The sequence below is a fragment of the Neisseria sp. 27098_8_112 genome, from assembly GCF_041433235.1.
Lineage (GTDB): Bacteria > Pseudomonadota > Gammaproteobacteria > Burkholderiales > Neisseriaceae > Neisseria.
Map to the genome: position 1 here is coordinate 61,021 of NZ_JAPWBB010000013.1, position 11,014 is coordinate 72,034.

An 11,014-nucleotide genomic window follows, 5' to 3' on the forward strand; every position below is an offset into this window, starting at 1 on the left:
CTATTTAAATCCGATAGGATTGATTAGGCTTTGTTTTTCAGACGGCCATGCAATTCCTGTACGCTGTACACGCCCAAGTGTTCGCGGCTTTTTGCGCCTTCGCTCATGGCTTCGCCGCCGGCGATGGTGGTGTATTGCGGTACGCGTTGGGTGAGGGAAGTGCGGCGGATGCTGTGGCTGTCGGTAACAGATTGTACTGTGCTGCCGACGGTGTTGACCACCAGTGCGATTTCGCCGTTTTTAATTGCGTCCACGATGTGTGGGCGGCCTTCCTGCACTTTGTTGACCGCTTGCACGATGATGCCGTGTTCTTTCAAGTATTCGGCGGTACCGCGTGTGGCGCAGACACCGTAGCCGAGTGCTTGGAAGTTTTGTGCGGTTTTGACGATGAGCGGTTTGTCTTCATCGCGTACGGCGAGGAATACTTTGCCGGTTGTGCTCAAGCGTTCGCCTGCGCCGAGTTGGGCTTTGAAGTAGGCTTCGCCGAAGCTTGCGCCTACGCCCATGACTTCGCCGGTAGAGCGCATTTCAGGGCCGAGAATGGTGTCCACACCCGGGAATTTGATGAATGGGAACACGGCTTCTTTAACGGCGTAGAAGTCCGGGATGACTTCTTTTTCTACGCCTTGCTCTTTCAGCGAAATGCCAGCCATCACGCGTGCGCCGACTTTGGCGAGCGGTACGCCGGTGGCTTTGGATACGAACGGTACGGTACGGCTGGCGCGTGGGTTTACTTCCAGTACGAAGACCACGCCGTCTTGTACGGCAAACTGTACGTTCATCAAGCCGACCACGCCCAGTGCATATGCCATGGCTTTAGTTTGACGGCGGATTTCATCTTGAATTTCTTCGTCCAAAGAGTATGGAGGCAATGAACAGCCGGAGTCGCCAGAGTGGATACCTGCTTGTTCGACGTGTTGCATGATGCCGCCGATCACGACGTCTTGGCCGTCTGAAACGCAGTCTACGTCCACTTCGATGGCGTTGTTCAAGAAGAAGTCGAGTAATACGGGGCTGTCTTCGGAAACTTGTACGGCTTCGCGCATGTATTTTTGCAGCTCTTCGGCAGAGTGAACAATCTGCATGGCGCGTCCGCCGAGTACGTAAGAAGGACGGACAACCAACGGATAACCGATTTCTTCGGCTTTAACGAGGGCTTCTTCTTCGTTGTGGGCGATGCGGTTAGGCGGTTGACGCAGGCCTAAGTCGTTCAATACTTTTTGGAAGCGTTCGCGGTCTTCGGCGGCGTCGATGCTGTCAGCAGATGTACCGATGATGTTTACGCCGTTTTCAACCAATGCATTAGCCAGTTTGAGCGGGGTTTGGCCGCCGTAATGCACAATCACGCCCCATGGGTTTTCAGTGCGGACGATTTCCAATACGTCTTCTAAAGTCAGCGGCTCGAAGTACAGGCGGTCGCTGGTGTCGAAGTCGGTGGATACGGTTTCCGGGTTGCAGTTGACCATGATGGTTTCAAAGCCTGATTCGCGCAGGGCGAGTGCGGCGTGAACGCAGCAGTAGTCAAATTCAATACCTTGGCCGATACGGTTTGGACCGCCGCCGAGAATCATCACTTTTTTACGATCGGAAGGACGGGATTCGCATTCTTCTTCGTAAGTAGAGTAGAGGTAGGCGGTTTCGGTGGCAAACTCGGCGGCGCAGGTGTCAACGCGTTTGTAAACCGGATGCAGATTCAGCGAATAGCGGTGTTCGCGGACTTCTTTTTCGCTTACGTTCAATAATTGTGCCAAACGTTTGTCAGAGAAGCCTTTGCGTTTCAGGCGGCGTAAAGCGGCGTAATCCAAATCTTGCAACTGGCCGTCTGAAACCGATTTTTCTTCTTTCACTAAGTCTTCGATTTGCGCCAAGAACCAAGGGTCGATGGCGCAGATTTCGTGAATTTCTTCCAGTGTGAAGCCTGCGCGGAACGCGTCTGCCACAAACAGCATGCGTTCGGGGCCGGGGTTCGCCAGTTCGCGGCGGATTTCCGCTTTGTCTTCGCTGCGAGGGTTGAAACCGCACAAGCCGGTTTCCAAGCCGCGTAGGGCTTTTTGGAAGCTTTCTTGAATGGTACGGCCCATCGCCATTACTTCGCCCACAGATTTCATCTGCGTGGTCAGGCGGTCGTCTGCGGCAGGGAATTTTTCAAATGCGAAACGCGGGATTTTGGTCACGACATAGTCGATGGAAGGCTCGAACGACGCTGGGGTGCGGCCGCCGGTGATGTCGTTGCGCAACTCGTCCAGCGTAAAGCCGACAGCCAGTTTCGCCGCCACCTTCGCAATCGGGAAGCCCGTTGCTTTAGATGCCAATGCGGAAGAACGGCTCACGCGTGGGTTCATCTCAATGACAATCATCTCGCCGTTTTCAGGGTTTACCGCAAACTGAACGTTTGAGCCGCCCGTGTCCACGCCGATTTCGCGCAACACTGCCAACGAAGCATTACGCATGATTTGGTATTCTTTGTCGGTCAATGTTTGTGCAGGCGCAACAGTGATGGAGTCGCCCGTATGCACGCCCATCGGGTCAAAGTTTTCAATCGAGCAGATAATGATACAGTTGTCGTTTTTATCACGTACAACCTCCATCTCGTACTCTTTCCAGCCGAGAACGGATTGCTCAATCAGCAACTCATGCGTAGGCGAAGCATCAAAACCGCGTTCGCAAATTGCTAAGAACTCGTCTTTGTTGTAGGCAATACCGCCGCCCGAACCGCCCATCGTGAAAGAAGGACGAATCAGGGTAGGGAAGCCGACCTGTTCTTGCGCTGCCAAAGCTTCGTTCATGGTATGGCAGACAAAAGATTTCGGGCAAGACAAACCGATTTTTTCCATCGCTTCTTTAAAGCGGCCGCGGTCTTCCGCCTTGTCGATCGCGTCTTCCGTTGCGCCGATTAACTCGACATTGTATTTCGCCAGCACGCCGTTACGCGCCAAATCGAGCGCACAGTTCAGCGCGGTCTGACCGCCCATGGTAGGTAGAATCGCGTCAGGACGCTCTTTGGCGATAATTTTTTCTACCGTCTGCCACATAATCGGCTCGATGTAGGTAACATCGGCCATTTCAGGGTCGGTCATAATCGTGGCAGGGTTGGAGTTTACCAAAATGACTTTATAGCCTTCTTCACGCAAGGCTTTGCAGGCCTGTGCGCCCGAATAGTCAAATTCGCAGGCCTGACCGATAACGATAGGGCCGGCGCCGATGATAAGGATGGATTTTAGGTCGGTACGTTTAGGCATGGGGAGGGTCTTTCTTTGAAAATTATTGGCAATTGATTTGATTTAACTGTGCTACAAGTTGTTCTTGCTGGACTTGTCGGTCATTTCGGTCTTGTTCGGTAAGTCTATGCATAACGAATCCTTTTGCAAATCCGGATTGGAGTTCTTCTCTTATATTGTCTAACTGATGTTGCAAGTGCTGTTGCCTTTGTAAACATGCGCTTTTTGTTTGCAATTGAGATGAAAGTTTTATATTTTGATCATTTATTCTTTGGTTTTGATCTGATTTTTGGGCATAATCTTGCAAGCAGCGATTCAACTCTTCTTTTCGTACATAATCTTTCTGTATTGAGTTTTCTAATCCTGTTTTTTGTGTTTCACAAGTGGCAAGGCTTTCTCTTAGAGTTGATTTTTCTTCTTCCAGTTTACTTTTTTCTTCCTTTAAGTCTGTTATTTGTTTATTAAGTATTTCTTTGTTGTCTTGATATAAACCTTCTCGTACCAACCATGTTCCAGGAATACCGAGAAATAATCCAAGCATAACACCAACAAATATTTCTTTTTTTGCCCACTTACTAGCTTCTTCATGCGAAATTCCCGTCATAAATTATCCTAACTCATCAAAAATGAACAATAAAGCAAGCAAGCCGTAGCCTGTATGGTAGCAACTGTATTTTTGCCCGACGGGGTGAAAAATACAGTTGCTACCGATGGATTCAAAGGTCGTCTGAAAAAACGCTCGCGACGTTTGTTTCATCTGCCTTGCGATAAAGGTTACCTGAAAAATTCTCGCTGTCGATGTTTCGGGCATTCTTTTTCAGACGATCTGCAACACCTGGATCTGCTGCAACCCGCTCCCTCCCCCGTGGGGGAGGGTTGGGGAGAGGGCACTCTCCAAATTGCGGTAATCTTTCCCAACACCTAACTGCCCAAATACAAGCCTTGCGGCTTGTTGCCCTCTCTCTAAACTCTCTCCCACGGGGAGAGAGGATGGGGCGGCTGTTGGGATTAAGGGTTCTGCAAGGAAAACGGGTGTGCAGATTGCTTTTTGTTTTTCAGACGACCTGCAATCAACGCCTGCAAACCCAAGTTGCCTTTCAAATCGCCTGCAACCGTGAAACCTGCTGCAACCTGCTCCCTCCCCCGTGGGGGAGGGCTGGGGAGAGAGCATTCTCCGAATTGCAGTAACCTTTCCAACACCTTCACCACCCCAATACAAGCCTTGCGGCTTGTTGCCCTCTCTCTAACTCTCTCCCACGGGAGAGAGGACGGGGGGGCTGTTGGGGCTAAGGGTTCTGCAAGGAAAACAGGTTGTGCAGGCTGCTTTTTGCTTTTCAGACGGCCTTTATAAACGCTCAATTCAGGCAGCTTTACACTATTATTTTCAAAATCCAATCAAAATCAGCCATCTGCTACCGTGCAGGCTGTTTTTCCAATTCTTGCAACACGCGCAGGATTTCCGCTAGAACATCGTTTGTCTGCTGCAAAATTTCGTGGTTCCAAAAACGCAGCACGGTAAAGCCCAGGCTGTTGAGATATGCCGTCCGTGCGTGGTCGTATGCGACTTGTTCTGTATGTTGCCCGCCGTCTGCTTCGACAATCAGCTTGGGCGTTATGCACATAAAATCAACAATATAGTTTCCAATCGGCTGCTGGCGACGGAATTTATAGCCGTTCAGACGGCCTGCCCGCAGGTGCTGCCACAATTTTGCTTCCGCCTCGCTCATTTCTTGACGCATGGCTTTGGCGCGTTGGCGCAGGGCGGGGTTGTCGGCGGTCAATAGTTTTTCGGGCGGGTTCATTTTTGTTGTCGGGTTGCTGTTTGTGCAAGCCTTGCGGCTTGCTGCCCTCTCCCTAGCCCTCTCCCACGGGAGAGGGGATGGGGTTGCTGATTGAATTAAATGTTGCGGCAAGACAATCTTTTTTCAGACGACCTTTTGCGTTTTTATTTTGCACAGGCCGTCTGAAAACTTCCTTAAAAGCTGGTGATAAATGTAATCAAGCCCAAAATGATACCGGGTGCGTTTGCCAGCATGACGGGGTAGTCGCGTTTTTCTTTCAAAAAGCCGTAGGCAACCCATAATGTGCAGTTGATGGCGGCGACGAGGGGTTGCAGCGGCGAGCCGGGGTTGCCGGCAAGGTTGTTTTGGATTTGTGGGATATAGGAAACGTACATACCGACGGCGGTTAGGGTGGCGACGACGGATAGAATGCGCATTTGCTTTTCTGTCATGGTTTTTCCTTTCTGATTAGAGGGTTGGGTTTCAGACTGTGTAGATGTTGAGAGAGTGTGTACCTGAATTTATATTTTTTGAGGTTTGGTTTTCAGACGGCCTGTTGTTGAGTTGAGTGTGGCCATCTGAAAAAATCAGCTTTATTGTTTTGCTGCTTTGATATTGTCAATGAATTTGTCGAACAGATAACCGACGTCTTGCGGACCCGGGCTGGCTTCGGGGTGGCCTTGGAAGCAGAACACGGGTTTATCTGTCAGTTCGATGCCTTGCAAAGTGTTGTCGAACAAGGATTTGTGGGTAATGCGTGCGTTGGCGGGCAGGGTGTCGGCATCGACGGCGAAACCGTGGTTTTGGCTGGTGATGATGACTTTGCCGCTGTCCAAATCTTGTACGGGGTGGTTGGCACCGTGATGGCTGAAGCGCATTTTCAGGGTTTTTGCGCCGATTGCAAGGCTGATCAGCTGATGTCCCAAGCAAATGCCAAAAATTGGTTTGCCGCTTTCCATCAGTTTTTGTACGGCTTTGATGGCGTAGTCGCAAGGCTCGGGGTCGCCGGGGCCGTTGGACAGGAATACGCCGTTAGGATTGAGTGCCAACACGTCTTCCGCGCTGGTTTGCGCCGGAACGACAGTCAGGCGGCAGCCGCGTGAGGCAAGCATGCGCAGGATGTTGGTTTTAACGCCGAAATCGTAGGCGACAACGTGGTAAGGCTGTTCGGAAGGGGTAACGAAACCTTTGCCCAATTCCCATTCGCCTTCGGTCCATTCGTAAGTTTCTGTGCAGGAAACTTCTTTTGCCAAGTCTTTGCCGACCATGCTGCCGAATGCAGCAATCAGTTCTTGTGCTTTTTCAACCGTGGCATCTGCACCAGTCAAGATTGCACCGCCTTGTGAACCTTTTTCACGCAACAGGGTGGTCAGGCGGCGGGTATCGATGTCGGCGATGGCGACGGTTTTGTTGCGTACCAAATAGTCGTGCAGGCTTTCGGATGCGCGGAAGTTGCTGTGTAAGAGCGGCAAGTCGCGGATAATCAAACCGGCGGCGTAAACGCTACGGCTTTCTTCATCTTCGGTGTTGGTGCCGGTGTTGCCGATATGTGGATAGGTGAGGGTAACGATTTGTTTGCAGTAGGAAGGGTCGGTCAGGATTTCCTGATAGCCGGTCATGGAAGTGTTGAACACGACTTCGCCGGAAGTCGAACCTTCGTAACCGATTGATGTGCCGTGAAATACGCTGCCGTCAGCGAGAACGAGAAGAGCCGGAGTGGTCATGATGGAATCCTGTTTGCCTGATGATGGTCGGTTCGAAAAAAATGGGTCAGGCCGTCTGAAAAATAAAAATTGTTTACAAAAAAGACAGCCTTCGGAAATCTCGGCTAAAAAAAAACACGCTCCGCAGCTTTGATTTTGCTGTGTAACGTGCTTTTTCAGACATAGCGGTCTATGCCGTAGAAGCAGTGTATTTTAAGTCAAAGTAATAGGAATTTCAAGCGTAGAGCAAATAATCGATAATTTAAAAACGTTTTATCTTTACGGTACAGTCTCTTGCTTTTGAAATGCTTGATGAATAAGGCTGAACTAAATATTCAGTCAGGCCGTCTTAAAACTGAGCAGACAGATTGTTTCATTTTTGTTGTGTTTGAAATGCAGGTGTAGGGAAATTCAGCCGAATCAAACATGAAACAGGCTGTTTATGCTAAAATCGTAGCCCCATAAAAAATAAAAACAACGTCATTTTTAGCTGAGATTATCCGATGAAAAAAGAACACATTATGCAAAACGCTCCATCAGGCCGCCATCGCCTCATTCATGCAAGCGTCGCTTCCGCTTTAGCGCTTATCAGCATTTCCGTTCAGGCAAATACGCAGCAATTTGCCCAAACTCCTTTTTACCTGCAAAACAAAACCGACGTCAGCGGCCAACCCAAAGTCAAACACAATATTATGTTTTTGATTGATGACTCGGGCAGTATGTTGGCTGATGCAAAGGGTGATTATCATGTCCGTGATGAGCAAAAAAAAATCAACATTGCAAAATCGGCATTAAAGCAGGTTTTGGCGCAATATAAAGATCAGTTTAACTGGGGTTTGCAGACTTTGCACAATAATCCTCGGTATTGGAAATGGGATGAGAAAAAAAGGAAAGAGAATAATGCTATTTACGCATATGCAGAATTGCCTAGCCCAGACGATACCAAAGGCGATATGAAGGATTCTGAAGGCTTTACGGATGGTTCTGCCGGTCGAAACTGGGAATATGTCAGTAAAAAGGTAGATGAGATGTTGGCTTACCAAGCTACGCCGACAACGCGCCGTTATTATGAAGTCGTCAAAAATTTCGTTATCCCCAATATCAAATACCGTTGCCAGAAGTCCTATGTTGTTGTGGTATCTGATGGTGATGCGAACTTAAGTTGTAGTAATCAGGCTTCTGGTGAGGATCCGCGTAAATCTCGTAATACTAGCTTCAACTATGATCGAAATTATTATTATTCAAACTATTACCGTGCTATTGAGCATAGTGCGGATACGTCTGTATATCAATATTTCGGGCCGTCTGAAGTAAAAGCTTATGAAGATAAATATGGGCAAGGTAAGAAATTTTCAGGAAACGGTCTTGAAGGAAATTTTGATCTGCCAAATTATGATCCGCGATTGAATACTCCTGAAGGGGAGAAAAAGTTTCAATGTCAATATACTGATTATGCAAAAGATGCTTCAGGGAATTGGGTTCTTTTAGGTGAAAAAGATGGTAAGAAAGAAGTCCAAGGCCTTGGCGAAATTATTGTTCCTTATTGGGATAGGAACTATAAGGATGAAAAACGCGGTATGCGATTCTTTAGTCAGACTTTGGCAGAAAAAGACATCAAAACAGAAAAAGATGGCAAAGATGATGCAGGTAAGAGCTGGGATGGTGATCCAAACGACCCTAAAGGTTTAGATTATAGTAAGCAATTGGTTCAGACTTTTACCGTGGGCTTTGGTGAGGGAATCTCTAAAGTCGGGAGAGAGTATCTGGAAAAGGGTGCCAGTCGCCCAGACTGGTATTTCAATGCCTCAAAACCTGAAAAGTTGCTCGATGCTTTCAAGACCATCGTCGATAATATTGAAAATGACAGTAAAATAACAAAATTTGAGGGAACATCTTCAACTGCGCCTGCAACGACCAGTACAGGTATTCCCGATATGGCGGCAACGGTTCATTTGAATACCAGCTCTTGGAGTAGTCAATTGCGGTTTTATAAATTGAACCGCGATGGTACGCCTATCAATACGACAAAGTTTGACCAGCCATCATTTAATAACCGCCTTACTTTGGTTAAGGACGGCAGCAAGACCTATTTCATCGATAGAGTTGCAGACAATGAGGCTTCAAATGCCGATTTTGGCATTTCAGACGGCAGTGCAAAAGATAAGTTGGAATGGAAAAATGCATTGCTGAAATGGACTGGTCGAGCAGGTAGTGATGAAATTATCAAAGCGGATGCGGAGACAAAAGGTTATAGCCAGTCTTATCGAATTCGTCCGACAGATTCTGCTGATTCAAGTAAAGATGAACGTAATCTAGGTGATATTTTAGATGGTTCGGTTGCAGCTATTGGCGATAAGCGCGACAACCGTCAAGAGTTTTTGGTCGCCGCTGCCAATGACGGCATGGTACATATTTTCCGTAATGGTACGACTAGCAATCCTTATGACTTGAAACTCAGCTATATTCCGGCAGGCATGGAGCGTGAGGACGATCAAGGTCAAGCGACAACTTTGGGCAAGGTTCTGAAAGATGTCGCTCGCGATGGTTACGGCTCCAGCACGCCGCACCGCTATATGGTTAATGGTGGTTTTGTTCTCCGCCAAACGCCTGATAAGCAAACCTTTATGTTTGGTGCGATGGGTCAAGGTGGACGCGGTGCGTATGCGTTGAATATTGGTGCAGTGGCGAACAGTGATCGTAGTGGTTGGAATAAGACTGTACCTTTGTTTGAAACAGAAAAAGGCTCTGGTAATAAGCTGGGTTATACCATTGGTTCGACACAAATTGGTCGTGTGTCTATCAAGCGCGATACTACCCCGGTTAATCTGGAATCGAATGTGCGTTATTCGGGTTTCTTGGCCAGCGGCTATCGTACTGAGGATGTGAACAGTGCCGACAATGAAACGGCTTTGTATATCTATGATATGACGGGTAAAGAAGCTGGTACGCAAGATACCGGTAAAAATGTTTCCAGTGCCGGCAAGCTCTTGGCTAAAATTCCTGCGCCGAATGGCAAAGGCGGTCTCTCTACTCCTACTTTGGTAGATACCGATTTTGACGGTATTGTCGATATTGCTTATGCCGGCGACCGTTACGGCAATATGTTCCGCTTTGACTTGAGTGGTGAAACTCCGTCCAAATGGTCTGCGCAAATGATTTTCCAAGGATCGGGTAATCAACCGATTACGTCTGCGCCTGCGGTATCACGCCGCAGTAAAGATAAGTATGTCGTCATTTTTGGTACGGGTAGCGAGATTTATCAGAATGAATTGACCAATACTAATGGCCAAATTAATGCCGTTTACGGTATTTACGATGATATATCTACTGATGCGGTTTTGGCGAAAAGTAGTGAGTTGGAACAGCAAACCAGAGAAAGTGACGGCGAACACATTTATGTCAGTGATAATAAGGTTGGCGAAGGTAAAAAAGGCTGGAGTCTGACTTTAGATCCGAATGAACGTGTGACTGTCAAACCGACGATGATTTTGCGTACAGCCGTTGTAACCATTCGTAAGTATGAAACCAAAACAATTCATACTGATTCCTCCAGTACTGATGTTTGTTTGCCGGATAGTACGTCCACACAAACGACAGCGAAAACGATTATTCTAGGCGTAAATGCCGAAAACGGCGGCCGTTTGAGCTTGCGTGATGCGCGTATCTCCAGTAAGGATCGTACATTTATCAAACGCGAGAATAATGGCCAGATTTATTACGCCAACGGTATGACTTTTGATGGCGTTATCAACTTTACTTATATGAATTCCAGCAAAGCCGACGATTCTCCGGTAACTGCCGATGGTGATAGCGGTGGCACGGGTACGGATAAGGAGCTGAACGCCACGCCGAGCGTGCCAAACAATAAGTGTTTCGCAACCAAAGGTGATCGCAGTCTCTTGTCCAATCAATTGGACAGTCTGGAAGTTCAAGGCCGTACATGCGGACTCAAACGCATCAGCTGGCGTGAATTGTTCTTTTAATCTGTAAGGCTTAAGCATCGAGGCCGTCTGAATTTTTCAGACGGCCTTTTCTGTTGAGTGGTAGTAATTGAGAGATGCTGGATTAAAAAATGGAAAGCCTTGTTTGTAGATATAACAAGGTTTAATCAAATTGAAAGCTTGGATAGAGCTAAACGACAGACTTGGGCTATTCTTTTTTAAATTTCTACTATTTGGCTGAGAAGTTAAAAGGCCGTCTGAAAATATCTTTTCAGACGGCCTGAGACCTTTGCAAAATTCCCCAAAATCCCCTAAATTCCCACCAAGACATTTAGGGGATTTCCCATGAGCACCTTCTTTCAGCAAACCGC

9 protein-coding genes are annotated in these 11,014 nt (G+C 47.8%); 2 read left to right on the forward strand and 7 right to left on the reverse strand.

The features are described 5' to 3' along the window. Positions 1–23: 23 nt before the first annotated feature. A complete protein-coding gene (carB, locus tag O3682_RS09180) occupies positions 24–3,239 on the reverse strand; it encodes a carbamoyl-phosphate synthase large subunit (RefSeq protein ID WP_371509732.1) in 3,216 nt (1,071 codons plus the stop codon). A gap of 22 nt (positions 3,240–3,261) precedes the next feature. Next, positions 3,262–3,822, reverse strand: a complete 561-nt coding sequence (locus O3682_RS09185) for a hypothetical protein (RefSeq protein WP_371509733.1) — start codon at positions 3,820–3,822, stop codon at positions 3,262–3,264. A 54-nt stretch (positions 3,823–3,876) separates the two neighbouring features. Between O3682_RS09185 and O3682_RS09190 the strand changes: the two genes are divergently transcribed. Beyond that, on the forward strand, positions 3,877–4,143 hold the full coding sequence (locus O3682_RS09190; RefSeq protein WP_371509734.1) for a hypothetical protein: 267 nt from the start codon (positions 3,877–3,879) through the stop codon (positions 4,141–4,143). Between the two features lie 83 nt (positions 4,144–4,226). Here the strand turns inward: O3682_RS09190 and O3682_RS09195 are convergent, their stop codons facing one another. The 4 genes from O3682_RS09195 to carA form a co-directional block, all read right to left on the reverse strand. Further along, positions 4,227–4,418 carry a hypothetical protein gene (locus tag O3682_RS09195; protein ID WP_371509735.1) on the reverse strand — a complete coding sequence of 64 codons (192 nt, stop codon included), beginning with the start codon at positions 4,416–4,418 and terminating at the stop codon, positions 4,227–4,229. 212 nt (positions 4,419–4,630) lie between these two features. Next, positions 4,631–5,020, reverse strand: a complete 390-nt coding sequence (locus O3682_RS09200; RefSeq protein ID WP_371509736.1) for an endonuclease domain-containing protein — start codon at positions 5,018–5,020, stop codon at positions 4,631–4,633. Between the two features lie 173 nt (positions 5,021–5,193). Then, entirely contained in the window at positions 5,194–5,451 is a 258-nt protein-coding gene (locus O3682_RS09205) for a SemiSWEET family transporter (RefSeq protein ID WP_016687622.1), read from the reverse strand. A gap of 141 nt (positions 5,452–5,592) precedes the next feature. Beyond that, the gene (gene carA, locus O3682_RS09210; protein WP_371509738.1) at positions 5,593–6,723 is read right to left on the reverse strand and encodes a glutamine-hydrolyzing carbamoyl-phosphate synthase small subunit; all 1,131 of its coding nucleotides are present in this window, start codon (positions 6,721–6,723) and stop codon (positions 5,593–5,595) included. 500 nt (positions 6,724–7,223) lie between these two features. Here carA and pilC point away from each other — a divergent pair, with 500 nt between their 5' ends. Beyond that, complete coding sequence (gene pilC, locus O3682_RS09215) at positions 7,224–10,685, forward strand: PilC family type IV pilus tip adhesin (RefSeq protein ID WP_371509740.1); 3,462 nt, start codon at positions 7,224–7,226, stop codon at positions 10,683–10,685. Positions 10,686–10,721: 36 nt separating this feature from the next. Here the strand turns inward: pilC and O3682_RS09220 are convergent. Beyond that, on the reverse strand, positions 10,722–11,014 hold a 293-nt coding region (locus O3682_RS09220), incomplete at its 5' end, for a hypothetical protein (protein WP_371509741.1).